Here is a 25199-nt window from a genome sequence, read left to right as displayed (position 1 = left end):
CTAAGGGCAACTGTGGAGACGGCCGGCAAGGGGCTGTGACCTAAGATGGAATTGGATTTCCTCCACCCCATGGCCAGCTCCAACATCACTCCCGGCGAACACATCCGCAGCGTCCGCAAGCGGCTCGGCCTGACGCTGAGCCAGGTGGGCGAGCGCACCGGCATGGCGGTTTCGACGTTGTCCAAATTGGAAAAAGGCAACGTCTCGCTGTCCTACGACAAGCTGATGCTGCTCAGTCGCGGCCTGGGCGTGGACATGGCCGAGCTGCTGCACGACACACAGGGTGCGCGGCCCGCGCCGAGTGGCGGCGGCCGGCGCGTCGTGCACCGCGCGGGCGACGGCCAGGTCGTCGACACGCTGAGCTACAAGCAGAGCTATCTCGCGTCGGAGCTGCTGAACAAGCGCTTCACGCCGCTGATCGTCGAGGTGCGGGCACGCACGCTGGAAGAGTTCAAGGCCGAGTTTGGCGACCTCATCCGCCACCCGGGCGAGGAGTTCGCCTTCGTCATCGAGGGCGAAGTCGCCTTCCACTCGGAGCTGTACGCGCCGGTGCTGTTGAAGACGGGCGACTCCATCTTCTTCGACAGCGAGATGGGGCATGCCTACCTGAAGGCCTCCGACGCCCCCTGCCGCCTCGTTGCCACCTGCGCGCCGCGCAACGGCCACGGCGACGTGATGACGCATCACTTCGTCGAGGCCTCGCAGCGCCTGGCTGCGCCGGCGCCCGAGCCCGCCGCGCCTGCCAGAGCGGCGCGTGCTGCCCGGCCGGTGGGCAAGGCTACGCGCCGCTAGACGCCCGCGCGCTCTCCACGCGCCGCAGCGCCGGCCGCAGCGCCAGCAGCGCCACCGCAGCGACCCCGGTGACCACCCCCAGCAAGACAAAGAAGCCCGCAGCGCCCAACGGTTCCAGCCAGCGCCCCACCACGCCCGACAACAGGTTGCCGCCGAACGACGCCAGGAACCAGGCCGCGACGAAAGTGCCGCCCATGCCCCTAGGCGCCAGCCGCGCGAACAGGCCCAGGCCCGCGGGCAGGATGTAGAGCTCCGCCACCGTGTAGACAGCGAAGAAGGCCACCAACCAGAGCAGGCTCACAGGAGCGTTGCCCACGGCCAGCAGGGCCAGCATCAGGTAGGACAGTGCCACGCCGGCCGCGCCCAGCGCCATCTTGGCCAGCGACGACGGCTCCCGCCCGCGCTCCGCCGCGCGGCGCCAGCTCGCCACGACGAAGGGCGTGAACATGAAGACGAACAGTGGGTTCAGCGACTGCATCCACGTGACCGGGATGGTGTAGCCCCACAGCGCGCGCTGCACGCCAGTCTCGGCCCACACCGCCAGCGTGTTGCCGCTCTGCTCGTAGCCGCTGCGGAACACGACGACCGCCAGGCCCACCAGCAGCAGCGGCACGATGGCGCCGGCCGAGAGCCCAGCAGGCCGGTCAGTGGCGGGCTCTGCGGCGCTCGGCCGGTCCGGCGGCAGATGACGCCTGCCGAGCACGTAGATGACCAGCCCCACGCACATGCCGATGCCTGCGGCGCCAAAGCCGAAGTGCCAGCCGTACAGCTCGCCCAGCGTGCCGCACACCAGCGGCGCCAGCAGCGCGCCCAGGTTCACGCCGACGTAGTAGATGTTGTACGAGCCGCCGCGGCGTGGGTCCTTCTCGTCATAGAGGTCGCCCACTTGGCTGGGCAGGTTGGGCAGGAACAGGCCGTTGCCCAGCGCGATCAGCACCAGGGCCGGGAAGAAGGCCGATTCGAAGGCCAGCGTGAAGTGGCCCAGCGCCATCAGCGAGCCGCCGATGAGGATGGCGCGCCACCGGCCCAGCCAGCGGTCGGCGATGTAGCCACCGAAGATGGGCGTCAGATACACGCCGCCCGTGTACGCGCCGTAGATCAGCGACGCGTCGGCCTGCGGGAACTGCAGGTGCCGGATCATGTAATAGATCAGCAGCGCCTTCATGCCGTAGAAGGAGAACTTCTCCCACATCTCGGTCAGGAAGAGCACCACCAGGCCACGCGGCTGGCCGAGCCACTGCGCGGTCGGGCGGGCTTGCAGCGGAGGTTGCAGGGAAGCGTCCACAAGATCTCCTAGAACGGCGCCGTATGCGCTGATTTCAGCATTGCTCAACTATTTTCGTGATGGTACATTTATTTTCCGTTTTGGAAAATTCATAAACCAGCCATGGGCCAAGAGACAACGAAGAACGTGGACTGCATCGTCATCGGCGCCGGCATCGCGGGCGCGTCCGTGGCGGCTTCGCTGGCGGGCGAGGCGAGTGTGGCCGTGCTGGAAACCGAGCCCCATGCGGGTTACCACTCCACCGGCCGTTCGGCAGCGCTTTACTCGGCGCTGTACGGCAACGCGACGATCCGCGCGTTGACGCGGGCCAGCCTGGGCTACTTCCGCACGCCGTCGCAGGGCATGGTCAAGCAGGCGCTGCTGCGTGAGCGACACACGCTCTTCCTCGTCGGCGCCGGGCAGGAGGGGATGGTCGCGGGCTTCACCGCCGATGCCGACGTGCGCGAGCGGACGACGGCGCTGAGCGTGGACGAGGTGCTGGCCCGCGTGCCGCTGCTGCAGCGTGACCGCATCGCCGGCGCATTGCTGGACGCGACCTCCGCCGACATCGACGTCGACCTGCTGCATCAGGGCTTTTTGCGCACGGCTCGCGCGGCCGGCGCCCAGCTGCACTTGGGTACCGGCTTGCAGGCGCTGGAGCGCGAGGGAGGCAGTTGGCTCGCGCACACGGCCGCCGGCAGCTTTCGCGCCGGCGTCGTCATCAACGCGGCCGGCGCCTGGGCCGACGGCGTGGCTGCCATGGCCGGCATCGCGCCGGTGCCGCTGCAGCCGCTGCGCCGCACCGCCGTCCTCATCGAGCTGCCGGACGGTGTGGATGCGGCGTTGTGGCCCGCGGTCGTCGCTATCGACGAGAGCCAGTACTTCAAGCCCGACGCGGGCCTGCTGCTCATCTCGGCCGCCGACGAAACGCCCAGCCCGCCCTGCGACGCCCAGCCCGAGGAACTGGACGTGGCCATCGCCGTGGACCGCTTCGAGATGCTGACCGGTCAGCCGGTGCGCCGTGTGCGCCAGCGCTGGGCGGGGCTGCGCGTGTTCAGCCCCGACCGCTCGCCCGTCATCGGCTTCGACGCATCAGCGTCCGGCTTTTTCTGGTGTGCCGGCCAGGGCGGCTACGGCATCCAGACCTCACCCGCCCTGGGCCGCGCCGCCGCGGCACTCGCGTTGGGTCGGGCGCTGCCGCAGGACTTGGTCGACATGGGTGTGGCGGCGCAGCAGCTGTCGCCGCAGCGCTTTCGACCCTAGGCCGGGAAGCGCCTGAGGCCGGCGAGGTCCAGCACCCGCAGGCCGCCGTACTCGATGCGGATCAGGCCCGCATCGCTCAAGCGGTGCAGTGCCAGGTTCACCCGCTGGCGCGACAGCCCCACCAGATAGCCCAGTTCCTGCTGCGTGATGCGCAGCCAGTTGCCCACGCCCGGGTAGAGCGTCGGGTGGAAGAGGGCGCCCAGGTTGCGCGCCACGCGCACGTCAGGGTCATGGATGCGGTCGGTCTCGCGGGCGCCGATGAACTGGCCCAGCCGTTCGTTCAACTGGTCCAGCACGAAGCGGTTGAAGGCGATGCTGCCGTCCAGCAGCGCATGGAAGCTGTCTATGGGCAGGCCGGCCACGACGCTGGGGCGCAGGGCCTGGATGTTGTAGCGGTAGACCTCGCGCTTGAGCAGCGTGCCCTCGCCGAACCAGCCACCCGGCGGAATGCCGGTGAAGGTGATGGCCGCGCCCAGCGAGTCGTCGTTGTTCATCTTCAACAGGCCGTCGACGACGCCGAACCAGAAGGTGGCCGGCCGGCCGATGCGGCACAGGCGCTCACCCGGCTCGGCGTCGGCCACCTCCAGCGTGCTGACGGCCAGTTCGCGCTGACCGCCGTCGAGCAGCTTCAGCCAGGGGATGGCGTCCAGTTCGGCCGGTGTCGCTTGGCGGGCGCGCTGACGCAGCGGGAGGGGTGCAACAGGGGCCATGCGGGAAAGTCTGGGCCGTGAAGACCCGTAAATTGTCGTCGTGCCGACAGATGGGCGTCAAAGTAGTGCCCAGAATGGGCCACACAGACGCGGGCCCCAACCCGTGCAACGGAGACCGGCTTGACCACCTTTCCCAGGCTCTTGCTCGACCATGCGGCCCGACGGCCTGATGCGCCGGCGCTGCGCGAGAAGGCGTTCGGCGTCTGGCAGACGCTGAGCTGGGCGCAGCTTGCGGCACTGGTGCAGCAACTGGCGCTGGGCCTGGCGGCGGCGGGGCTGAAGCGCGGCGAGCATCTGGTCGTCATCGGCGAGAACCGGCCGCGGCTGTACGCCAGCATGCTGGCCGCGCAGGCCCTGGGTGCAGTGCCGGTGCCGCTCTACCAGGACGCGGCAGCGGCGGAGTACGTCTTCCCGCTCAACAACGCCGAGGTCGCCTTTGCCGTGGTGGAGGACCAGGAGCAGGTCGACAAGCTGCTGGAGTTGCGCGGGCAGTGCCCGCAGCTGGCGCACATCTGGTTCGACGACCCGCGTGGCCTGCGCCACTACGACGAGCCGGGGCTGGCGTCGCTGGACGCGCTGATCGAAGCGGGTCGCGCCGGGTCGCCGTACTTCTACGCCACCGAGGTCGCGGCCGGCCAGCCCGGCGACGTGGCGGCGCTGTTCTTCACGTCGGGCACGACGGGCAACCCCAAGGGCGTCATGCACACGCATGCGTCGCTGATCGACCGCGCCCAGGCCGGCCAGCGCTTCGACAAGCTGACCGACGTGGAGGAGGTGCTGGCCTATCTGCCACCTGCCTGGGTGGGCCAGAACATCTTCAGCTACGCGCAGTGGCTGGCCGTGGGCTATGTCGTCAACTGCCCGGAGTCGGCGTCCACGGTCAGTATCGACCTGAAGGAAGTGGGCCCGACCTATTACTTCGCGCCACCGCGGGTCTTCGAGGGGCTGCTGACGACGGTGATGATCCGCATGGAAGATGCGTCGGCGCCCAAGCGCTGGCTGTTCGACCGCTTCATGGCGCTGGCCCGCCGCGTCGGCCCGCGGCGCATGGACAGGCAGCCGGTTGGCCTGTTTGACCGGCTGGTCTACGCGTTAGGCGATGTGCTGGTCTACGGCCCGCTGCGCAACACGCTGGGCTTCTCGCGCGTGCGTGTGGCCTACACGGCGGGCGAGGCCATAGGCCCCGACCTGTTCAGCTTCTACCGCGCCATCGGCATCAACCTCAAGCAGCTCTACGGTTCGACAGAGACGGCCGTGTTCGTCTGCCTGCAACCCGACCACGAGGCCCGCGCCGACACGGTGGGCGTGCCCATCGATGGTGTGGAGATCAAGCTGACCGACAGCGGCGAGCTGCTGGTGCGCTCGCCCGGCTTGCTCAAGGGCTATTACAAGAACGAGGCCGCGACGGCCGAGGCGCTGACGGCCGACGGCTGGTATCACACCGGCGACGCCGGCTTCCTGACGCCGGGCGGCCACCTGAAGATCATCGACCGCGCCAAGGATGTGGGGCGCCTGATGGGCGGCGCCTTCGACGGCGCGATGTTTGCGCCCAAGTACCTGGAGAACAAGCTGAAGTTCTTCCCGCACATCAAGGAGGCGGTGTGCTTTGGTGACCGGCGCGACAGGGTTTGCGCCTTCATCAACATCGACTTCGAGGCCGTGGGCAACTGGGCCGAGCGGCGCAATCTGCCGTACGCCGGCTACACCGACCTGGCCCAGCGCGCCGAGGTCTACGCGCTGATCCTTGACTGTGTCGAGAAGGTCAACGCCGATCTGGCGCAGGACGAGTTGCTGGCCGGCAGCCAGATCAGCCGCTTCCTGGTGCTGCACAAGGAACTGGACGCCGACGACGGCGAGCTGACGCGCACGCGCAAGGTCAGGCGCGGGGCCATCGCCGAGAAGTACGGCGTGCTGATCGATGCGCTCTACGACGGCAAGGTCTCGCAGTACATAGAGACGAAGGTGACGTTCGAAGATGGGCGCACGGCCCTGATCGCGGCCGACCTGCGCATCGTCGAGGCGCGCACCTTCCCTGCGGTGAAGGGCCAGGCGGCATGAAGAAGATTGGCGATGTCGTCCTCGACGTGAAGAACATTTCGCTGGCCTTCGGCGGCGTGAAGGCGCTGACCGACATCAGCTTTGACGTGCGCGAGCACGAGGTGCGGGCCATCATCGGCCCCAACGGCGCGGGCAAGAGCTCGATGCTGAACTGCATCAACGGCGTCTACCAACCGCAGCAGGGCGCCATCACCTTGCGCGGCCGCAGCTTCAAGCACATGAGCCCGCGCCAGGTCGCCGAGATGGGCGTGGCGCGCACCTTCCAGAACTTGGCGCTGTTCAAGGGCATGAGCGTGCTGGACAACCTCATGACCGGCCGCAACCTGCGCATGCGGCGCGGCCTGTTCTGGCAGGCCCTGCACGTCGGCCCTGCGCGGCGCGAGGAGACCGAGCAGCGTGAGGCGGTGGAGCGCGTCATCGACTTTCTCGAAATCCAGGCCTACCGCAAGACACCCGTCGGCCGCCTGCCCTACGGTCTGCAAAAGCGCGTCGACCTCGGTCGCGCGCTGGCCATGGAGCCCAGCCTGCTGCTGCTGGACGAGCCCATGGCCGGCATGAACGTCGAGGAGAAGCGGGACATGTGCCGCTTCATCCTCGACGTCAACGACGAGTTCGGCACGACCATCGTGCTGATCGAGCACGACATGGGTGTCGTCATGGACATCTCGGATCGCGTCGTCGTGTTGGACTACGGCCGGAAGATTGGCGATGGCGCGCCGGACGAGGTGCGGGCCAACGAGGACGTGATTCGCGCCTATCTCGGAGTGAGCCACTGATGGGCCAATTCCTCGAAACCCTCATCGGCGGCCTGATGTCGGGCATCCTGTACTCGCTCATCGCGCTCGGCTTCGTGCTGATCTACAAGGCCAGTGGCGTCTTCAACTTTGCGCAGGGCGCCATGGTGCTGTTCGCTGCACTCGCGATGGCGCGCTTCGCCGAATGGATACCGAAGTACACGGGCCTGGACGGCAAGATCGTCGTCAACGGGCTGGCCTTTGCCGGCGCGGTGGCCGTGATGGTCGTCGTCGCCTGGCTGGTCGAGCGGCTGGCGTTGTCCAAGCTTGTCAACCAGGAAGGCATCACGCTGCTGATGGCCACGCTGGGCATCGCCTACCTGCTCGAAGGCGCGGGCCAGATGATCTTCGGCAACGACATCTACAAGATCGACATCGGCCTGCCCAAGGACCCGATGTTCCTGTTCGAACAAACCTTCCCCGGCGGCATCCTCGTCAGCAAGGAAGACCTCTACGCGGCGCTGATCGCGGCGGCGCTGGTCGCGGGCCTGTCGCTTTTCTTTCAGAAAACGGCGACCGGCCGCGCGCTGCGCGCCGTGGCCGACGATCACCAGGCCGCACAGAGCATCGGCATCCCGCTGTCACGCATCTGGGTCATCGTCTGGAGCGTGGCCGGCTTCGTTGCGCTGGTGGCCGGGATGATCTGGGGCAGCAAGCTGGGCGTGCAGTTCTCGCTGTCGCTCGTCGCGTTGAAAGCACTGCCGGTGGTCATCCTCGGCGGCTTGACGAGCGTGCCGGGTGCCATCGTCGGCGGGCTGTTGATCGGCGTGGGGGAGAAGCTGTCGGAGGCGTATCTCGGGCCGATGCTGGGGGGCGGCATCGAGTACTGGTTTGGGTATGTGCTTGTCTTGGTTGTACTGCTCGTCCGGCCGCAAGGCTTGTTCGGCGAGAAGATCATTGATCGGGTCTGACGATGCTCTACCGCGAGAACGGCCAGTTCAAGACCACATACCCGGCAGACAGCCAGATCCTGCCCATCCGGCAGGACCGCATCGGCATGGCGCTGCTGCTGGCGGTTGCCTTCGTCGTCGTGCCCATGGTGTCCAGCGAGTACCTGCTGCGCGCTGTGCTCATCCCCTTCCTGATCCTGTCGCTGGCCGCGCTCGGGCTCAACGTGCTCGTCGGCTACTGCGGCCAGATCTCACTCGGTTCCGGCGCCTTCATGGCCGTCGGCGCTTACGTGGCCTACAACTGCCAGGCGCGTGTGGAGGGCATGCCGCTGATCGTCTCGCTGCTGGCCGGCGGCCTCGGCGCGACGGTGCTGGGCGTGGCCTTCGGGCTGCCGTCGCTGCGCATCAAGGGGCTGTACCTGGCCGTCGCCACGCTGGCGGCGCAGTTCTTCGTCGACTGGGCCTGCCTGCGCCTGCCCTGGGTCACCAACGGCTCATCGTCCGGCTCGGTGAGCGTGGCGGGGCTGAGCATTGCGGGCTTCAGCGTCGAGTCACCGGCATCGCGCTACCTGCTGTGCCTCGCCTTCGTCGTCGTCTTCGCGCTGGGCACCAAGAACCTCGTGCGCGGCCATATCGGCCGCTCGTGGATGGCCATGCGCGACATGGACGTGGCGGCCGCCGTCGTCGGCATCCGGCCCATGCAGGCCAAGCTCAGCGCGTTCGCGGTCAGCAGCTTCATCATCGGCGTGGCCGGTGCGCTGTGGGGCTTCGTGCACCTGGGCTCCTGGGAGCCGGCGGCCTTCGGCATCAACCGTTCGTTCGACCTGCTGTTCATGGTCATCATCGGCGGCCTGGGCTCCATCTCGGGCGCATTCTTCGGCGCGGCCTTCATCGTCGTGCTGCCGCTGCTGCTGGACAAGCTGCCCTACTGGACCGGCCTGCCCATGGACACGGCCACCGCCTCGCATCTCGCGCTGATGATCTTCGGCGCGCTGATCGTCTTCTTCCTCATCAAGGAACCGCACGGCCTGGCGCGCCTTTGGGCCACCGCCAAGGAGAAGTTGCGCCTTTGGCCCTTCCCGCATTGAATCCAACGCACCACAACGACGACAGGAGACAAGCCATGAAGACCTTCATCACCTGTGCGGCCCTCGCCGCTCTGCAGTTCATCGCCGCACCCGCAGCGCTGGCGCAAGCCAAGGAGCAGTTCTTCCCGTTGCTGGTGTATCGAACGGGGCCCTACTCGCCCAACGGCACGCCCTGGGCCAATGGCAAGCAGGACTACATCAAGCTCATCAACGCGCGCGACGGCGGCATCAACGGCGTGAAGCTCACCTTCGAGGAGTGCGAGACCGGCTACGCGACCGACAAGGGCGTGGAGTGCTACGAACGCCTTAAGGGCAAGGGCGCGACCTTGTTCGATCCGCAGGCCACGGGCATCACCTTCGCGCTGACCGACAAGGTGCCTAACGACAAGATCCCGCTGATCACGCTGGGCTACGGCCTGTCGGCGTCGGCGGACGGCGGTGTGTTCGCGTGGAACTTCCCGCTGATGGGCAGCTACTGGACGGCGGCCGACGTGCTCATCCAGCATCTGGGCAAGAAGGAGGGCGGGCTGGACAAGCTCAAGGGCAAGAAGATTGCGCTGGTCTATCACGACAGCCCCTTCGGCAAGGAGCCCATCCCGCTGCTGGACGAGCGCAGCAAGACGCATGGCTTCGAGCTGGTGAAGATCCCGGTGACCGCGCCGGGCGTGGAGCAGAAGTCGGCCTGGCTGCAGGTGAGGCAGGCGAGGCCCGACTACGTACTGCTTTGGGGCTGGGGCGTCATGAACTCCACCGCATTGAAGGAGGCCCAGGCGACCGGCTACCCGCGCGAGAAGATGTACGGCGTCTGGTGGTCGGGCGCGGAGCCCGATGTGAAGGACGTGGGCGAGGGCGCCAAGGGCTACAACGCGCTGAACCTGAACACGTCCGGGCAGTCGCCCAAGGTCATCCAGGACATCCTGAAGCTGGTGCACGACAAGGGCCAGGGCACGGGGCCGAAGGACGAGGTCGGGTCGGTGCTCTACACGCGCGGCCTGGTCATCCAGGCGCTGGGCGTGGAGGCCGTGCGGCGGGCGCAGGAGCGCTATGGCAAGGGCAAGGTCATGACCGGCGAGCAGGTGCGCTGGGGGCTGGAGAACCTGGCGCTGGACGACAAGAAGCTGGCTGCGCTGGGCTTGACCGGCGTCATTCGGCCGATCAGCACGAGCTGCTACGACCACCAGGGCTCGACCTGGGTGCGGGTGCACACCTGGGACGGCAAGCAATGGGCCTTCAGCTCGGACTGGTACCAGGCGGATGAGCAGATCATCAAGCCGATGGTGAAGGCGGCGGCGGACAAGTACGCCGGGGAGAAGAAGCTGACTCGGCGTACGCCGGCTGAGTGCCAGAGTTGAGGTTGGCTTTGCGCTGCTTTGGCTTTGTGGCCAGGCCCAGCCGGGATTTCGTCCCGGCGGCCGACCTACTTTTTGCGCCGCCAAAAAGTAGGCAAAAAGCTCTCCCCTGCGAAACCGCCCCTTGCGGGGTCCCCTGCGATGCTCGAAGCCCGGGGCCGCACCCAACTCACTTCGCTACGCTCCGTTCAAACAAAGGGGTGCGAAGTCAGAGCTTGAAGCTCGCTGCGCTCGCGCCCCGGGCTTCTGCGCTTCTCGGCGGTTTAGAAGGGGAGGTTCCCGAACAGCCGCAACAGCCAACAGCCAAACCCGGAGTCCGGGCGGTGGATGTATTTCTGCATGCCCCCTTTAGCCCCGCCGAGGAACGGAAGACCCGAAGCCCGCGAGCGCAGCTCGCCTCAAGAACTGACTCGCGACGCTTGTTTGAGCAGAGCGTAGCGACGCGAGTTCGGCGCGGGGCTTCGGGTCTGAGTACCGCAGGGGACCCGAAGCGCAGCGTAGGGCGGGGCGGTCGGGGGGAGCTCTTTTCCTACTTTCTGGCGGCCCAGAAAGTAGGTCGCCCGCCGGGGCGAAATCCCGGCATGGGCCTAGCCACAAAACAGCAGGAGCGCCAGACATGACTGCTCCACTCTTGAACGTCAACGGCATCGAAGTCATCTACAACCACGTCATCCTCGTCCTCAAGGGCGTGTCGCTCCAAGTCCCCGAGCGCAAGATCGTCGCCCTGCTCGGCGGCAACGGCGCCGGCAAGACAACGACGTTGCGCGCCGTGTCCAACCTGCTCGAAGGCGAACGCGGCGAAGTGACCAAGGGCAGCATCGAACTCCGCGGCGAACGCATCGAGAAGCTGTCCACCTCGGCCATGGTGGAGCGCGGCGTCGTGCAGGTCATGGAAGGCCGCCACTGCTTCGCCCACCTCACCATCGAAGAGAACCTCATGACCGGCGCCTACACCCGCAAGGACGGCCGCGCGGCAATAGCGGCGACGCTGGACAAGGTCTACACCTACTTCCCGCGCCTCAAGACCCGCCGCAGCAGCCAGGCTGCCTACACGTCGGGCGGCGAGCAGCAGATGTGCGCCATCGGCCGCGCGCTGATGGCCAACCCGAAGATGGTGCTGCTGGACGAACCGTCCATGGGCCTGGCGCCGCAGATCGTCGAGGAGGTCTTCGAGATCGTGCGTGACCTCAACACGCGCGAAGGCACGACCTTCCTGCTGGCCGAGCAGAACACCAGCATGGCGCTGCGCTATGCCGACTACGGCTACATCCTGGAGAACGGCCGCGTCGTCATGGATGGCGCCGCCGCCGAGCTGCGCGAGAACGAGGACGTCAAGGAGTTCTACCTCGGCGTGGGCGGGGAAGGGCGGCGCAGCTTCAAGGATGTGAAGAGCTACAAGCGAAGGAAAAGGTGGCTGGCATGAGTGAAGAGTCCTGGGACATCGCGCTCCCACCGTTCAATGCCGACGCGACGCTGCTGGCGCTCAAGCGCTTTGTCCGCGACCAGCACGCGCTGACCGAGCGCAGCGAGGGCTGGGCGCTAGGCGGCAACGTGGTGATGAAGCTAAGCGTGGACGGCGCCACGGTCAAGGCCCAGCTTGCCAAACGACCGGCGAGCACACCCGAGTGGGACAGCTTCACGCTGAAGTCGGCGCCCGATTCGCGCAAGCTGCAGGATGAGATCAAGCGGCGGCTGCTGCGCTGGAAGGACACCGCGTGAGCGCCGCGCCGGGCCGTCCCAAGCAAGCTCGCTCCCGCCTGGCGGGAGTGAGCCCGGACTTGGGATGCCCAGTGGGCATTCCAAGCCTGGCGAACGCCTGGCCGATCCGTCGGACAGGCAAGGCCGTAGGCCGAAGGGTGCACGAATGAGCGCGGAGTTCTTCGACGCGCTGGAGACCCGTGACCCCGCCGAGCGCGAGGCCGCGTTGATGGGCGCGCTGCCGGCACAGATCGCCCATGCCCAGGCTGGCAGCCCGGCCTATGCGGAGCTGCTCGCCGCCGTCGACGCGGCCAGCATCACCTCGCGCGCGGCCCTCGCCACGCTGCCGCTGACGCGCAAGAGCAGCCTCGCCGCAGCCCAGGCCGCACGCCGCACGCTGCGCCTGGGCGGCTACGCGGCGGGCCTGCCTCGACGTGTTTTCCAGTCGCCCGGCTCGCTCTACGAGCCCGAGCCCGATGCCGACGCCTCCGACCCCTGGCGCATCGCCCGCGCTCTGCACGCGGCCGGCATCCGCGCGGGTCAGCTCGCGCATGTCAGCTTCAGCTACCACCTCACTCCTGCCGGCGCCATGATGGAAGCCGGCTTGCGCGCCTTGGGCGCGGCAAGCTTCCCCGGCGGCGTCGGCAACACCGAGCTGCAATTGCAGGCGGTGCTGGATTTGCAGCCCGAAGCCTATGCCGGCACGCCCAGCTTCCTGCGCATCCTGCTCGACAAGGCGGCCGAAGGCGGCCATTCACTGCCCTGGCTGCAGCGCGCCCTCGTCGGCGGCGAGGCCTGCCCGCCGGCTCTGGTGGCCTGGTTCGCCGAGCGCGGCGTGGCCGCCTACCAGTGCTATGCCACCGCCGACCTCGGCCTCATCGCCTACGAGACCGCAGCGCGCGAGGGCCTGGTCGTCGATGAAGGCGTCATCGTCGAGATCGTGCGCCCCGGCTCGGGTGAGCCGCTGCCTGAAGGTGAAGTGGGCGAGGTCGTCGTGACGACGCTCAGCCCGGGCTACCCGCTGATCCGCTTTGCCACGGGCGATTTGTCGGCCGTGCTGCCCGGCGCTTGCCCGACCGGCCGCAGCAACCAGCGCCTGCGCGGCTGGCTAGGCCGGGCCGACCAGTCCGCCAAGGTGCGTGGCATGTTCGTACACGCCGGCCAGGTGGCCGAGCTCGTCAAGCGCCACCCCGAAGTGCGGCGCGCCCGCCTCGTCGTCAGCGGCGAACTGGCACAGGACCAGGTCGTGCTGCAGCTGGAAATGTGGAAACCCACAACCCCCGGCTTCGTGGAAAGCCTGATGCAGACGGCGCGCGACCTGACCAAACTGCGTATCGAGGTAGACCTGCTGCCACCCGGCAGCCTGCCCAACGACGGCAAACTCATCGAAGACCGTCGCTAACTGTTTGTTGGAGACAACCCGATGCGCCGTACGTTGTTGCTCGCCGCGGGCCTGATGGCCTGCCTGCCCGCCCTTGCCGACTACCCCGACAAGCCCATCACCCTCATCGTGCCCTTCACTGCGGGCGGCCCGACCGACAAGGTCGGCCGTGATCTTGCCGAGGCGCTGCGCAAGCCGCTGGGCGCCACCGTCATCATCGAGAACGTCGGCGGCGTCGGCGGCACGCTGGGCGCCAACAAGGTCGCCAAGGCTGCGCCCGATGGCTATACGCTGCTGCTGCATCACATCGGTCTGGCCACCGCGCCGTCGCTGTACCGCACGCTGCCGTACAAGACGCTGGAGGACTTCGAATACCTTGGCATGGTCAACGAAGTGCCGATGACGCTGATCGGCCGCACCACGCTGCCGGCCACCAATTACGCCGAGCTCAGCAAGTGGCTGGAGGCCAACAAGGGCACCATCAACCTGGCCAACGCGGGAGTCGGTTCGGCCTCGCACCTGTGCGGCCTGCTGTTCCAGCAGGCGGTCAAGATCGACATGACGACCGTGCCCTACAAGGGCACCTCGCCGGCCATGAACGACCTGCTCGGCGGCCAGGTCGACATCATGTGCGACCAGACCACCAACACGACCAGTCAGATCGAGGCCGGCAAGGTCAAGGCCTTCGCCGTCATGTCGGCCAAGCGCCTGACCAGCGGGGTTCTGGCCAAGCTGCCGACGGCCGACGAATCGGGCCTCAAGGGCTTCAACCTGACCGTCTGGCACGGGCTGTACGCGCCCAAGGGCACGCCCAAGGCGGTGGTCGACAAGATCAACACGGCACTGCGCGCCGCGCTGAAGGACGCCGACTTCCACAAGCGCCAGGAGGCCCTGGGCGCCGTCATCGTCAACGACGCCCGCCTGGCACCGGCCGAGCACAAGAAGTTTGTCGAGGCCGAGATCAACAAGCTCGGGCCTGTGATCAAGGCCGCTGGCCAGTACGCAGACTGAACTGAAGTAGCTGCGACTTCGCAGCGCCTGAAAAGGGCCCGCCACGTTTCGCGTGGCAGGCCCGTCGTCCGTCAGTTGGCGTTGATTTGATCGACCACCAGCCGGTGCTCGTCATCAAGCACCCAGACCTCTTCGTAGTCCACCTCGAAGAGATGCCCGTCCGGGTCGGCGAAGTAGCCGGCGATGCCCCACTGCGTACGCGTCGCCGGCTTCACGAGCCGGCCACCGGCTTCGACGGCGTTGGCGAGGATGCGCGCCACGTCGCCGGGCGACCGGGCCAGGTGGATCAGGCCGACACCCGGGAAGCCGCTGCCCTGCGGGGAATCGAACTGCGCGTCCTTGGCGAAGTCGGCCCGCGAGATCAGGCACAGCGCGTAGCCCCCGAGATCGAACTTCACAAAGCCGGCGTTGGTGGTGGGTGAGCGAGCCCAACCCAGCGCCTCGTAGAAGGCCGTCGACCGCTCGACACTCTCCACGCCGAGCAGGATCAGATGCAGGCGCTGGCTTGGCGCCAGGGCGTCGAGTGCGCTGGCTTCAAAGACATGTCCGACGGGCTTTTCCAGCATCTCTTTCATCCGGTGGCGTGGGGCGGGGGCGCGGATCCTAACGCTGCCTTCCTGGGCCTGCCGCGATGAGAGGCGCGGTGCAACAGCCGGTGCCGCCATCCCTAACCGTGCGCCGGGTAAACACGCTGTTGACTCGCTCGCGGCCGGCCGACAAAATCACGTGTAAACGTTTACATGACATCGGCAGGCGCAAGCCCAGCCGATCCACGGATGAGACAACCGTTCCCGCCAGGCTCCCTTTGGAGCCGTGCGACTCCTGCCTGTCAGCTTCAAGGCGCGCCCCTCGCCGACGGTGCGGGCGCTGTCCCGCGCGCCATTGCCAGACATGGCGTCCAACTCGACTGACATCCTCCCAATGAGCCCATCGCCCGCCACCATCAAGGATGTCGCCCGTGTCGCCGGCGTGTCGGTGGCTACCGTGTCGCGCGCGCTGAACGGCGCCGAGAACGTGCTGCCCGACACCCGCCAGCGCATCGTCGACGTGGCCCGCGAGCTGCGCTACAGCCCCTCCGGCGCCGCGCGCAGCCTCATCACCCGCCGCACCGACACCATAGGCGCGCTGCTGCCCGACCTGCACGGCGAGTTCTTCTCTGAGCTCATCCGCGGCATCGACCAGGCCGCCCGTGCGCGCGGCCTGCACCTGCTGCTGTCCAGCTCGCACGACGACGCCAACGAGGCCGCCGCCGCGCTGCGCGCCATGAACGGTCGCGTGGATGGCCTCATCGTCATGTCCCCGCATGCCGATGACGACTTCCTGTCGCAGAACCTGCCGGTCAGCCTGCCGGCCGTGCTGCTGAACTCCGGCGTCAGCGAACCGACCCAGCGCGTCTTCGCCGTCGACAACTTCGGCGGCGCGCGCGAGATGACCGAGCACCTCGTGCGCAGCGGCCGCCGCCGCATCGCCTTCCTCGGCGGCCCGGCCGCCAACTTCGAGGCCCGCGAGCGCGAGCGCGGCTACCGCGCCGGCCTGCCCGAGGGCACGCAGCCCTGGCTGCTGGAGGGCGACTTCTTCGAGGCGGGCGGCCAGCGTGCCGCTGCCTCGCTGCTGGGCCTGCACCCGAGCGCCCGGCCCGACGCCGTCTTCGCGGCCAACGACATCATGGCCATCGGCCTGCTTGGCGCGTTGCAGGCCGGCGGGGTGCGCGTGCCCGAGGACATCGCCCTCGCCGGCTTCGACGACATCCCCGTCGCGCGTTACGTCAGCCCGGCGCTGACCACCATGCATGTGCCCATCGCGGCGCTGGGCAGCCAGGCGCTCGACGCGCTGGCCGACGCCCTTGAGAAAGACAGCAGCGACGTCAGCACCACCGTGATGCCGGTGCAGCTCGTCGTGCGCCGCTCCTGCGGCGCGGCCAACAAGACCTGAATCCCGTCCGAAACCACAGCACAACACATAGGAGACATGGACATGACAACAGCTTTGAATCGCAGGCCCTGGCAGCGCCACGCCATTCGCACGACCATTTCAACGGCGGTCTTTCTCGCGCTGGCCGGTGCCGCTTCGGCCCAGGTCAGCACGGCGACCCTGAAAGGCTCGGTGCAGGCAGCCGGCAACGAGCAGCGCGCCGGCCTGACCGTGCTGGCCGTCAACACCGCCAACGGCGCCACCTACCGCGCCCAGACCCAGGCCGACGGCAGCTACACGCTGCTGGGCCTGGCACCGGGCAGCTACGAGATCCGCGTCGGCAGCGCCAAGAGCGAGCGCGTCACGCTGGCAGTCGGCGAAACCGCCGCCCTCGACCTGCAACTCGCCGCCGCCAACAACCTGGGCACCGTCACCATCCTCGGCACGGCGCAGCGCCAGGGCGTGCGCGACTCTCAGGTGGGCACCAGCGTCTCGGCCAAGATGCTCGAAGGCCTGCCGCAGACATCACGCAACTTCCTCAGCGCCATCGACCTGGCCCCCGGCGTGGCCTTCCAGACGGATGGCGCGGGCTACACCTCCATCCAGGCCGGTTCGCAAAGCAATGACCATGTAAACGTCTTCATCGATGGCGTGGGCCAGAAGAACAACATCCAGCCCGGTGGCGTGAGCGGCCAGGCCACCTCGCGCGGCAACCCATTCCCGCAGTCGGCCATTGCCGAATACAAGGTCATCACGCAGAACTACAAGGCCGAGTTCGACCAGGTCAGCAGCGCGGCCATCACGGCCGTCACCAAGTCGGGCACGAACGAGCTGCATGGCGAGGTCTACGGCGACCGCACTGGCACCAACTGGCGCGCCCTCAACATGAGTGAGCGCCAGCGCGAGGCTGCCGGCGTACCCCGCCCGCCGTCGAGCAAGAACGAGTACGGCTTCAGCATTGGCGGACCCATCAAGAAGGACCAGGCGCATTTCTTTTTCGCCTACGACGGCAAGAACATCGACGACTCGCGCCAGATCCTGCTGCGCAACCCCGAGAAGCTGCCCAACACCGGCATCGTGCCCTCGCTTCTGGCCGCCCAGGGCAGCCAGGTCGACACCTTCAAGGAGCACCTGCTGTTCGGCAAGGTCGACCTCAACATCGACGACGAGCAGCGCCTGAGCGTCTCCTTCCGGCTGCGCCGCGAGGAAGACCGCGTGCCCGAGGACCGCAACCTCAGCCTGCCCGGCAACGACAAGGCGCGCAAGAACGACGAGACCCGCGTCGACCTGAAGCACGAGTGGGCTCGCGGTTCCTGGCTCAACGAGGCCCGCGCCGGCTATGAGGACTACACGTGGAACCCTGAAGCGGCTAGCACCACGCCCTTCATCAGATACAAGGTCGCCAACAACCTGACGCCCCAACTTTTGACCGCAGCAGGCGACGTGATCTTCGGCGGCGGCTCGCCCGATGCGCAGAACCGCGCCCAGAAGGGCTTCTCGCTCGCCAATGACCTGACCTACACCGGCATTGCCGGCCACGTCCTCAAGATGGGCGCGAAGTTCAAGGCCATGAAGTACAAGCTCAGTGGCACCTACCGTGCGGTGGACGTCGTCGAGACGCTGATCGACCGCGTCACCGGCAACTCTTACTTCAATGGCACCGCCTGCACAGGTACCAACGTCACCAACGGCGGCACCAACAGCGACGAGTGCAGGATCGACCGCGCCGTGCCGCGCGGCAATGTCGACTACAGCAACAACCAGTTCGGCATCTACATCCAGGACGACTGGGCGCTGAGCAAGCAGCTGGAACTTAACCTCGGCATCCGCTGGGACTACGAGTCCAACATGCTGAACAACGCCTACAGCACACCGGCCGACCGCGTCACCGCGCTGCGCGGCCTGGACGTGCCGCGTTGGGGCATCACGCCGCCGGCCGGGCAGACGTACGCACAGTCCCTTGCCAAGGGCGGCGTCAACATCGAAGACTTCATCAGCACCGGCAACCGCAAGCCCTTCAAGGGCGCGTTCGCACCGCGCGTCGGCGCGTCCTATGACCTGTTCGGCAACCGCATGTCCGTGCTCTTCGGCGGCTGGGGCCGCAGCTATGACCGCACCATGGCCAACTACGCCATTGACGTGTTGCAAAGCAACGCCACGCCGGGTTCCGGCGAGATCCGCCTCATCAGCAACAAGCTCAAGGTGCCGTTCTCCGACCAGTTCAGCTTTGGCCTGCGACAGGGCCTGGGCGAATGGAACACCGAGATTGCGCTGAGCCAGGTGCATGCCAAGAACCAGTTCATCCAGTACAGCGGCAACCGCGACGCCAATGGCGGCACGGCCACCCAGAGCCCCATCGACCCGCTGTGGAACGGCCCGACCACCTACGGCAATCTCATCCTGGGCGACTCCGTGGGCGAGACCAAGACGCGCGCGGTGCTGATCAGCGCGGCCAAGCCCTACACGGCTGCGTCCGGTTGGGCGGCCAACATCGCCTACACCTACAGCGACGCCAAGACCACGCACAAGGAGTGGAAGAACGACCCGTATGACTGGACCTATGGCCGCGGCACCCACGGCTGGAACCGCTCGACGGATGCGCCCAAGCACCGCCTGGTCATGGCCGGTGTGGCGGACCGCCTGCTGCCCTGGGACCTGTCGCTGTCGGGCAAGGGCACCTGGTCCAGCGGCTCGCCGCGCCGCGTGACCAGTTGCGCTGCGGGCTGGGACAAGTGCATCAACGTCGAGGGTGACGGCGCCGTGTTCCGCCAGATCGACGTCGGCATCGCCAAGGCCATGCAGTTCGGCATCCACCGCGTCAGCCTGCGCATGGACGTCCTCAATCTGTTCAACAGCACCAGCTATGACGGTTTGGACGATTGGGGTGGTGGCCCGGTGGGCACGGGCCAACCGGCGAACAAGTTCGGCGGCGACAACCTGAACGTCGGCACGCCCAACAGCGTGAAGGACAACGCCCGCTCCGTGAAGCTCACCGTCAGCTACGCCTTCTGAACTTGTCCTACCTTGCCTGACCCGTGGGAGTGGGCCCCGTGCCTGCTCCCACAATCAACCTCATCATGGACATGCTGAATCGACGCGCCCTGCTGTCGCACGGCGCCGGCCTGGCGCTGGCCGGCACGCTGCCCGCCTGGGCTGCCGAATCAAACGCACTCAAGCCTGAGCAAACGGCCGAGGCCTTCCTTGCCGACCTGGAGCGCCGCACCTTCGATTTCTTCTGGGAGACGACCGACGCCCGCACCGGCCTGGCGCCCGACCGCTGGCCCACGCCTTCGTTCGCCAGCATCGCGGCCGTCGGCTTCGCGCTCAGCGCCTATCCCATCGGCGTGGCGCGCGGCTACATCAGCCAAGCCCAGGCGCGCGAACGCACAGTGACCACGCTGCGCTTCTTCGCCGGCCTGCCGCAGGGCCCGGGCAAGACCGGCGTGGCCGGCCACAAGGGCTTTTTCTATCACTTCCTCGACATGAAGGAGGGCTTGCGTTTTGGCCGCTGCGAGCTGTCCACCGTCGACACCGCGCTGCTGCTGATGGGTGCCCTGCATGCGCAGAGCTACTTCGATGGCGAGCACGCCGAAGAGGCCGCCATCCGTAAGCTGGTCGACGAGATCTACGGCCGCGTCGACTGGGCCTGGGCCCAGGTGCGCCCGCCGTCCATCAGCCATGGCTGGTTTCCGGAGAAGGGCTTCATCCCGTCGGACTGGAAGGGCTACAACGAGGCCATGATGGTCTATCTGCTCGCGCTGGGCTCGCCCACGCGGCCGGTCGCGCCCGACGCGTATGAAGCCTGGCTCAGCACCTACGACCGCAGCTGGGGCCCGATCGAGGGTCTGACCCAAGGCCAGAGCCTGCTGCGCTTTGCGCCGTTGTTCGGCCACCAGTTCACACACTGCTGGGTGGACTTCCGCGGCATTCGCGACTCCTACATGCGCGGCAAAGGCCTGGACTATTTCGAGAACTCGCGCCGCGCCACCTACGCGCAGCAGGCCTACGCCGCCGCCAACCCACGGGGCTGGCAGGGCTACAGCGCCGAGGTCTGGGGCGTCAGCGCCAGCGATGGTCCGGCGGACATCAAGCTGCCGTACAAGACCGCCACCGGCAAGGTCGAGCAGCGCCGCTTCATCAGCTATGCCGGCCGGGGCATGGGCGAGGTCGACGACGGCACGCTGGCGCCTTACGCGGCGGGCAGCTCCATCGCCTTCGCGCCCGAGATCGCCATTCCCGCGCTGATGGCCATCAAGCAGCGCTACCCGCACACGTTCGGCCGCTACGGCTTCTGGGATGCCTTCAATCCCAGCTTCAACTACCCCGACGTGCGCCTGACGCACGGCCGCATCGAGGCTGGCAAGGGATGGGTGGACACCGACATGCTGGGCATAGACCAAGGCCCCATGTTGGCGATGATGGGCAACCACCGGGGCGAGCTGGTGTGGCAGGTGATGCGCAAGAACGCGCATCTGGTGCGCGGCCTGAAGCGCGCCGGCTTCACGGGCGGCTGGCTAGGCTGATGCAGCGTCGCCGCCTGCTCACCGCTGCGGCAGTCGCCTCATTGGCCGGCTGCGCGCGCGATAGCGGCACCACCACGCTGCGCTTCTGGGCCATGGGCCGCGAGAGCGAAGTCGCGGCCGAACTGATTGCAGGCTTCGAGCGCGAGCACCCCAAGGTGCGCGTCAAGGTCGAGCAACTGCCCTGGACGGCCGCGCACGAGAAGCTGCTGACGGCCTTTGCCGGCGACGCCACGCCCGACCTCGCCCAGGTCGGCAACACCTGGCTGCCCGAGATGCAGGCCCTGGGCGCGCTGGAGCCGCTACAGCCCTGGATAGACCGCACGCCCATGCTGAAGGCGGCCGACTATTTCAGCGGCATTTGGGCCACCAACGCGCCGAGTGGCCAGCGCGTCGGCCTGCCCTGGTACGTGGACACGCGGCTGATGTTCGTGCGCCAGGACTTGCTCGCCAAGGCCGGCATTGCCGAGATGCCGCGCGACTGGGCCGCCTGGCGCGAGACCCTGGCACGGCTGCGCCAGCACGGCATGGACAAACCGCTGCTGCTGCCCACTAACGAGTCCGCGCCGCTGCTGGCTCTGGCGCTGCAGCAGCCGGAAGAAGTGCTGCGCGACGGCGGCCGCTACGGCAACTTCTCGGGCGCGGGTTTTCGCACGGCGTTGGCCTTCTACCTGGAGCGCTTTCAGCGCGGCGAGGCGCCGGGCGTCAGCGAGGTCCAGATCGGCAACCTCTGGCAGGAGTTCGGCCGTGGCAGCTTCGCCTTCTACCTGTCGGGCCCCTGGGACATCGGCGAGTTCAAGCGCCGCCTGCCGGCCGAACTGGCCAATGCGTGGATCACCGCCGAGCTGCCCGGGCCAACCGGCCCCGGCACCTCCATCGCCGGCGGCGCCAGCCTGGCCATGTTCAAGCGCTCGCGCCACAAGCCGGAGGCCTGGGCACTGATCAGCTACCTGAGCCGGCCCGATGTGCAGCTGGAGTTCTACCGCCTGACCGGTGATCTGCCGGCCCGCCGCAGCGCCTGGTCGCTGCCGCTGAACGGCGCGACGCTGGCCGAGGACCGCCACGCCGCCGCCTTCCATCGCCAGCTCGACCGCGTGCGCGCAGCACCGGCCGTGCCCGAGTGGGAGCGCATCGAGAAGGAGATGCAGCTCGCTGCCACGCGTGCGGTGCACGGCGTGAGCGACCTCGACGCGACCGTGAAGGCTTTGGATGCGCGTGTCGACGGCATCCTGGAAAAGCGGCGTTGGATGCTGGACAAGGCCAGGGCATGAGAACGCTTCATCGCGAATCCCTCGCCGCCTGGGCCTTCGCCGCTCCGGCGCTCATCGTCATCGCGCTGTTCTTCGGCGTGCCCGTGTTCGCCGGGCTGGCGCTGAGCCTGACCGACTTCGATATCTACGCCTTGGCCGATATCGGCAACCTGCGCTGGCAGGGCTGGAACAACTATGTCCATGTGCTGAGCCTGCCGCTGTTCTGGCAGGCCCTGGGCAACACCGCTTACTTCGTCGTGCTGGGCGTGCCGCTGTCCATCGCGCTGTCTCTTGCCGCCGCCGTGCTGCTGCAGTCGAAGCTGGTCCGCTTCAAACCGCTGCTGCGCACCGCGCTGTTCGCCCCCGTCGTCACCACGCTGGTGGCGGTCGCGGTGATCTGGCGTTATCTCTTCCACGTGAAGTACGGCCTCGTGAACTACACGTTGCAGTCCTTCGGTGTCGACCCCATCGATTGGTTGGGTGATCCGCACTGGTCGATGCCGACCATCATTGGCTTCGCCGCATGGAAGAACTTTGGCGGCAACATGATCATCTTCATCGCCGCGCTGCAGGCCGTGCCGCATGACCTCTACGAAGCCGCGCGGCTCGACGGTGCGCGTTCGTGGGCGCAGTTCCGCCACATCACGGTGCCCAATATTGCGCCGACGCTGCTGATGGTGGCCATCCTGACGACGGCGGGCTACTTCCAGCTGTTTGCCGAGCCTTATGTGATGACGCAGGGCGGCCCGCTGCAGAGCACGGTCAGCGTGCTCTACCTGATGTACGAGGAAGGCTTCAAGTGGTGGAACCTGGGCCTGGCCTCGGCCGTGGCCTTCGTGCTGTTCGTCATCATCGTCGTGGTCAGCAAGGGCTTGATCGCGGTGCAGCGGCGGCTGACGGGGGAGGGCGCATGAAGCGTGTCGTCCTCAACATGCTGCTGTGGGCCTTCGCCGGGTTGGCGGTGTTCCCGCTGGTCTGGATGGTCTGTGTGTCGCTGATGCCCGCCGGCAGCGCGTCCAGCCTGCCGCCGCCCTTGATTCCGGCGCACCCGACGCTGGAGCATTACCGGCTGCTGCTCGGCGACGGTGGCCTCAAGCGTGCCTTCGTCAACAGCCTGGGGCTGGCGGTGGTGAGCACGCTGATGTCGGTGAGCTTCAACACGCTGGCGGGGTACTCCTTCGCCAAGCTGCGGTTTCGTCACCGCGAGCGCGTGTTCGGACTGTTGATCGCAGCGCTGGTCATCCCCGGTCAGGTGGCGATGCTGCCGCTGTTCCTGATGCTCAAGGGCATGGGGCTGGTGAATACGTGGATGGGCGTGTTGATTCCGAGCATGGCGGGGATCTTCGGGATTTTTTTGGTGCGGCAGTACGCGCGGGGGGTGCCGGATGAGTTGCTGGAGGCGGCGCGGCTGGATGGCGCCGGGGAGTGGCGCATCTTCTGGAACATCGTGTTGCCTACGTTGAAGCCGGTGTTGGTGACGTTGGCAGTGTTTGCTTTTTTGGGCAGCTGGAACGACTTCATGTGGCCGTTGATCGTGCTGACCGACGGCGACATGCACACGCTGCCCGTCGCGCTCGCGGCCTTGTCGCGGGAGCATGTGAACGACAGCGAACTGATGATGGCGGGCGCCGTGATTACTGTGTTGCCGGTGCTGGTGTTGTTTGTGGCGCTGCAGCGGTATTACATGCAGGGGTTGTTGATGGGGAGCGTGAAGTGATCGGCTTCGCTTCTCGTTGTGGTGGCTTTGTGGCCAGGCCCAGCGGGGATTTCGCCCCCGCAGGCGACCTACTTTTTGCGCCGCCAAAAAGTAGGCAAAAAGCTCTCCCCTGCGAAACCGCCCGGCGGAGCCGGGTCCCCTGCGATGCTCGAAGCCCGGGGCCGCACCCAACTCACTTCGCTACGCTCCGTTCAAACAAAGGGGTGCGAAGTCAGCGCTTGAACCTCGCTTCGCTCGGGCCCCGGGCTTCTGCGCTTCTCGGCGGTTTAGAAGGGGAGGCACCAGAACAGCCGAACAGCCTAAACAGCCAACAGCCAAGCCCGAAATCCGGGTGGTGGATGTATTTCTGTCTGCCCCCTTTTAGCCCCGCCGAGGAGCGGAAGACCCGAAGCCCGTTCGCGCAGCGAACTTCAAGAACTGACTCGCGACGCCTGTTTGAGCAGAGCGTAGCGGCGCGAGTTCGGCGCGGGGCTTCGGGGCTGAGTACCGCAGGGGACCCGCAGCGCAGCGAAGGGCGGGGCGGTCAGGGGGGAGCTCTTTGGTTACTTTCTGGCGGCCCAGAAAGTGACTCGCCTGCGGGGGCGAAATCCCCGCATGGGCCGTCGCACAAAGCCACAGCATGAGATACCTCCTTCTCACGTTGCTGCTAGCCGCTCGCTTCGCAAGTGCCACAGCGCTCGACGACATGAAGGACCCCACCCCCTGGCTGGCCACTGCCTCCGACCAGGTGAAGGCGACCGTCCGCCGTGACGCCCGTGACGACAGCCTCTGCCTCGACTACGACTTCTCCGGCGTCTCCGGCTACGCCGTTCTGCGCCGCGAACTGCCACTCGACTGGCCGACAGACTTCGCCCTGACGACGCAGATCAAAGGCACAAGCAAGAACAACGACATCCAGATCAAGCTCGTCGACGCCAGCGGCGACAACGTCTGGTGGGTCAACCGCCCGTCGTTCGCCCTGCCCGAGACGCTGACCGAACTGAGCTTCAAGCGCCGCCACATCGCCTTCGCGTGGGGCCCCACCGAAGACCGCGTCCTCAAGCGCAGCCAGTTCATCGAGTTCGTCGTCGTTGCCGGCCAGCAGGGCGGTGGCGGCGCAGGGGCCTTGTGCGTGGGCGCAATCAGCCTGGAGCCGCGCGAACCCGCGCCCAGGACCTGGCCCGAACCGAAACGCAAGATCGGCGGTGGCGAGGTGACGCTGGACTTCCACCGCCTGCGCGAGTTCAACGGCCTGTGGTTCGCCAGCGGCGCGGCCACGCGCGTTGAGGCGTCGGACGACAACCGGCGCTGGAAGCTGCTGTCCTCGCGCCCCGGCCGCGCACTCTTTGTCGGCGAGCAGGAATGGCGCTGGTTGCGGGTTCGCCATGAAGGCAAGGCCCCGCCCGAGGTCGAACTGCGCGACGCCGCCCAATGGCCCGACCGCAATGCCGCCGTCGCCGAGGTCGCCCGGTCGCTACCGCGCGGCGACCTGCCGCGTGCCTTCATCGGCGAGCAGAACTACTG

Annotated in this window: 21 protein-coding genes; 18 read left to right on the top strand and 3 right to left on the bottom strand. The window is 67.3% G+C overall.

Annotation, left to right across the window (positions count from 1 at the left end; genetic code table 11):
• Nucleotides 1-69 precede the first annotated feature (69 nt).
• A complete protein-coding gene (locus tag ACXRVZ_RS02560; RefSeq protein WP_458232171.1) occupies nt 70-792 on the top strand; it encodes a helix-turn-helix domain-containing protein in 723 nt (240 codons plus the stop codon).
• Here ACXRVZ_RS02560 and ACXRVZ_RS02555 read toward each other — a convergent pair.
• Nucleotides 779-2077, bottom strand: a complete 1299-nt coding sequence (locus ACXRVZ_RS02555) for a peptide MFS transporter (protein WP_457421345.1) — start codon at nt 2075-2077, stop codon at nt 779-781. The two genes, ACXRVZ_RS02560 and ACXRVZ_RS02555, sit on opposite strands and share 14 nt — an antisense overlap.
• A 102-nt stretch (nt 2078-2179) precedes the next feature.
• Between ACXRVZ_RS02555 and ACXRVZ_RS02550 the strand changes: the two genes are divergently transcribed.
• A complete protein-coding gene (locus ACXRVZ_RS02550; RefSeq protein WP_457421346.1) occupies nt 2180-3319 on the top strand; it encodes an NAD(P)/FAD-dependent oxidoreductase in 1140 nt (379 codons plus the stop codon).
• On the opposite strand, the gene ACXRVZ_RS02545 is transcribed toward ACXRVZ_RS02550, so the two are convergent.
• A complete protein-coding gene (locus ACXRVZ_RS02545; RefSeq protein ID WP_458232170.1) occupies nt 3316-4029 on the bottom strand; it encodes a Crp/Fnr family transcriptional regulator in 714 nt (237 codons plus the stop codon). The genes ACXRVZ_RS02550 and ACXRVZ_RS02545 overlap by 4 nt on opposite strands.
• A 120-nt stretch (nt 4030-4149) precedes the next feature.
• Here ACXRVZ_RS02545 and ACXRVZ_RS02540 point away from each other — a divergent pair, with 120 nt between their 5' ends.
• From ACXRVZ_RS02540 to ACXRVZ_RS02500, 9 genes are all read left to right on the top strand, one after another.
• Nucleotides 4150-6087 carry an AMP-dependent synthetase/ligase gene (locus tag ACXRVZ_RS02540; protein ID WP_457421350.1) on the top strand — a complete coding sequence of 646 codons (1938 nt, stop codon included), beginning with the start codon at nt 4150-4152 and terminating at the stop codon, nt 6085-6087.
• Complete coding sequence (locus tag ACXRVZ_RS02535; RefSeq protein WP_457421352.1) at nt 6084-6863, top strand: ABC transporter ATP-binding protein; 780 nt, start codon at nt 6084-6086, stop codon at nt 6861-6863. The genes ACXRVZ_RS02540 and ACXRVZ_RS02535 overlap by 4 nt, the downstream gene beginning before the upstream one ends.
• Nucleotides 6863-7792 (top strand): branched-chain amino acid ABC transporter permease, encoded by a 930-nt coding sequence (locus ACXRVZ_RS02530; protein ID WP_457421354.1) that lies wholly within the window; start codon nt 6863-6865, stop codon nt 7790-7792. The genes ACXRVZ_RS02535 and ACXRVZ_RS02530 overlap by 1 nt, the downstream gene beginning before the upstream one ends.
• A 2-nt stretch (nt 7793-7794) precedes the next feature.
• Entirely contained in the window at nt 7795-8859 is a 1065-nt protein-coding gene (locus ACXRVZ_RS02525) for a branched-chain amino acid ABC transporter permease (protein WP_458232169.1), read from the top strand.
• A 35-nt stretch (nt 8860-8894) separates the two neighbouring features.
• Nucleotides 8895-10211: an ABC transporter substrate-binding protein gene (locus ACXRVZ_RS02520; protein WP_457421358.1), complete on the top strand. Its 1317-nt coding sequence runs from the start codon at nt 8895-8897 to the stop codon at nt 10209-10211.
• A gap of 613 nt (nt 10212-10824) precedes the next feature.
• Nucleotides 10825-11631 carry an ABC transporter ATP-binding protein gene (locus tag ACXRVZ_RS02515; protein WP_457421360.1) on the top strand — a complete coding sequence of 269 codons (807 nt, stop codon included), beginning with the start codon at nt 10825-10827 and terminating at the stop codon, nt 11629-11631.
• Nucleotides 11628-11927, top strand: a complete 300-nt coding sequence (locus tag ACXRVZ_RS02510) for a hypothetical protein (protein ID WP_457421362.1) — start codon at nt 11628-11630, stop codon at nt 11925-11927. The genes ACXRVZ_RS02515 and ACXRVZ_RS02510 overlap by 4 nt, the downstream gene beginning before the upstream one ends.
• Before the next feature lie 145 nt (nt 11928-12072).
• Nucleotides 12073-13308, top strand: a complete 1236-nt coding sequence (locus ACXRVZ_RS02505; RefSeq protein WP_457421364.1) for a phenylacetate--CoA ligase family protein — start codon at nt 12073-12075, stop codon at nt 13306-13308.
• A gap of 21 nt (nt 13309-13329) precedes the next feature.
• Nucleotides 13330-14298, top strand: coding sequence for a tripartite tricarboxylate transporter substrate-binding protein (locus tag ACXRVZ_RS02500; RefSeq protein ID WP_457421366.1), 969 nt, complete (start codon nt 13330-13332; stop codon nt 14296-14298).
• Nucleotides 14299-14369: 71 nt separating this feature from the next.
• Here the strand turns inward: ACXRVZ_RS02500 and ACXRVZ_RS02495 are convergent, their stop codons facing one another.
• Nucleotides 14370-14873, bottom strand: coding sequence for a VOC family protein (locus ACXRVZ_RS02495; protein WP_457421368.1), 504 nt, complete (start codon nt 14871-14873; stop codon nt 14370-14372).
• A gap of 346 nt (nt 14874-15219) precedes the next feature.
• On the opposite strand from ACXRVZ_RS02495, the gene ACXRVZ_RS02490 reads away from it, so the two are divergent.
• The 7 genes from ACXRVZ_RS02490 to ACXRVZ_RS02460 form a co-directional block, all read left to right on the top strand.
• On the top strand, nt 15220-16230 hold the full coding sequence (locus ACXRVZ_RS02490; protein ID WP_457421370.1) for a LacI family DNA-binding transcriptional regulator: 1011 nt from the start codon (nt 15220-15222) through the stop codon (nt 16228-16230).
• Nucleotides 16231-16272: 42 nt separating this feature from the next.
• A complete protein-coding gene (locus ACXRVZ_RS02485) occupies nt 16273-19221 on the top strand; it encodes a TonB-dependent receptor (protein WP_457421372.1) in 2949 nt (982 codons plus the stop codon).
• Nucleotides 19222-19259: 38 nt separating this feature from the next.
• The gene (locus ACXRVZ_RS02480; protein WP_457421374.1) at nt 19260-20732 is read left to right on the top strand and encodes a glucoamylase family protein; all 1473 of its coding nucleotides are present in this window, start codon (nt 19260-19262) and stop codon (nt 20730-20732) included.
• The gene (locus tag ACXRVZ_RS02475) at nt 20732-22000 is read left to right on the top strand and encodes a sugar ABC transporter substrate-binding protein (RefSeq protein WP_457421376.1); all 1269 of its coding nucleotides are present in this window, start codon (nt 20732-20734) and stop codon (nt 21998-22000) included. Before ACXRVZ_RS02480 ends, ACXRVZ_RS02475 begins: the two co-directional genes overlap by 1 nt.
• The gene (locus ACXRVZ_RS02470; RefSeq protein ID WP_457421378.1) at nt 21997-22893 is read left to right on the top strand and encodes a carbohydrate ABC transporter permease; all 897 of its coding nucleotides are present in this window, start codon (nt 21997-21999) and stop codon (nt 22891-22893) included. The genes ACXRVZ_RS02475 and ACXRVZ_RS02470 overlap by 4 nt, the downstream gene beginning before the upstream one ends.
• The gene (locus ACXRVZ_RS02465) at nt 22890-23696 is read left to right on the top strand and encodes a carbohydrate ABC transporter permease (protein WP_457421380.1); all 807 of its coding nucleotides are present in this window, start codon (nt 22890-22892) and stop codon (nt 23694-23696) included. The genes ACXRVZ_RS02470 and ACXRVZ_RS02465 overlap by 4 nt, the downstream gene beginning before the upstream one ends.
• Nucleotides 23697-24381: 685 nt before the next feature.
• The coding region (locus ACXRVZ_RS02460; protein ID WP_458232168.1) for a hypothetical protein at nt 24382-25199 on the top strand (818 nt) is incomplete at its 3' end.

The organism is Roseateles sp. P5_E8, assembly GCF_054177665.1.
The sequence above is the reverse complement of the archived record's forward strand: the minus strand, read 5'-3'. Positions and strand labels throughout refer to the sequence as shown.

Excerpts from the sequence above, each read along its gene's own strand:
- ACXRVZ_RS02520 (WP_457421358.1), top strand. The coding sequence starts at position 8,895 with ATGAAGACCTTCATCACCTGTGCGGCCCTCGCCGCTCTGCAGTTCATC.
- ACXRVZ_RS02515 (WP_457421360.1), top strand. The coding sequence starts at position 10,825 with ATGACTGCTCCACTCTTGAACGTCAACGGCATCGAAGTCATCTACAAC.
- ACXRVZ_RS02485 (WP_457421372.1), top strand. The coding sequence starts at position 16,273 with ATGACAACAGCTTTGAATCGCAGGCCCTGGCAGCGCCACGCCATTCGC.
- ACXRVZ_RS02535 (WP_457421352.1), top strand. The coding sequence starts at position 6,084 with ATGAAGAAGATTGGCGATGTCGTCCTCGACGTGAAGAACATTTCGCTG.
- ACXRVZ_RS02475 (WP_457421376.1), top strand. The coding sequence starts at position 20,732 with ATGCAGCGTCGCCGCCTGCTCACCGCTGCGGCAGTCGCCTCATTGGCC.
- ACXRVZ_RS02495 (WP_457421368.1), bottom strand. The coding sequence starts at position 14,873 with ATGAAAGAGATGCTGGAAAAGCCCGTCGGACATGTCTTTGAAGCCAGC.
- ACXRVZ_RS02500 (WP_457421366.1), top strand. The coding sequence starts at position 13,330 with ATGCGCCGTACGTTGTTGCTCGCCGCGGGCCTGATGGCCTGCCTGCCC.
- ACXRVZ_RS02465 (WP_457421380.1), top strand. The coding sequence starts at position 22,890 with ATGAAGCGTGTCGTCCTCAACATGCTGCTGTGGGCCTTCGCCGGGTTG.
- ACXRVZ_RS02530 (WP_457421354.1), top strand. The coding sequence starts at position 6,863 with ATGGGCCAATTCCTCGAAACCCTCATCGGCGGCCTGATGTCGGGCATC.
- ACXRVZ_RS02525 (WP_458232169.1), top strand. The coding sequence starts at position 7,795 with ATGCTCTACCGCGAGAACGGCCAGTTCAAGACCACATACCCGGCAGAC.
- ACXRVZ_RS02560 (WP_458232171.1), top strand. The coding sequence starts at position 70 with ATGGCCAGCTCCAACATCACTCCCGGCGAACACATCCGCAGCGTCCGC.
- ACXRVZ_RS02510 (WP_457421362.1), top strand. The coding sequence starts at position 11,628 with ATGAGTGAAGAGTCCTGGGACATCGCGCTCCCACCGTTCAATGCCGAC.
- ACXRVZ_RS02490 (WP_457421370.1), top strand. The coding sequence starts at position 15,220 with ATGAGCCCATCGCCCGCCACCATCAAGGATGTCGCCCGTGTCGCCGGC.
- ACXRVZ_RS02545 (WP_458232170.1), bottom strand. The coding sequence starts at position 4,029 with ATGGCCCCTGTTGCACCCCTCCCGCTGCGTCAGCGCGCCCGCCAAGCG.
- ACXRVZ_RS02470 (WP_457421378.1), top strand. The coding sequence starts at position 21,997 with ATGAGAACGCTTCATCGCGAATCCCTCGCCGCCTGGGCCTTCGCCGCT.
- ACXRVZ_RS02550 (WP_457421346.1), top strand. The coding sequence starts at position 2,180 with ATGGGCCAAGAGACAACGAAGAACGTGGACTGCATCGTCATCGGCGCC.
- ACXRVZ_RS02505 (WP_457421364.1), top strand. The coding sequence starts at position 12,073 with ATGAGCGCGGAGTTCTTCGACGCGCTGGAGACCCGTGACCCCGCCGAG.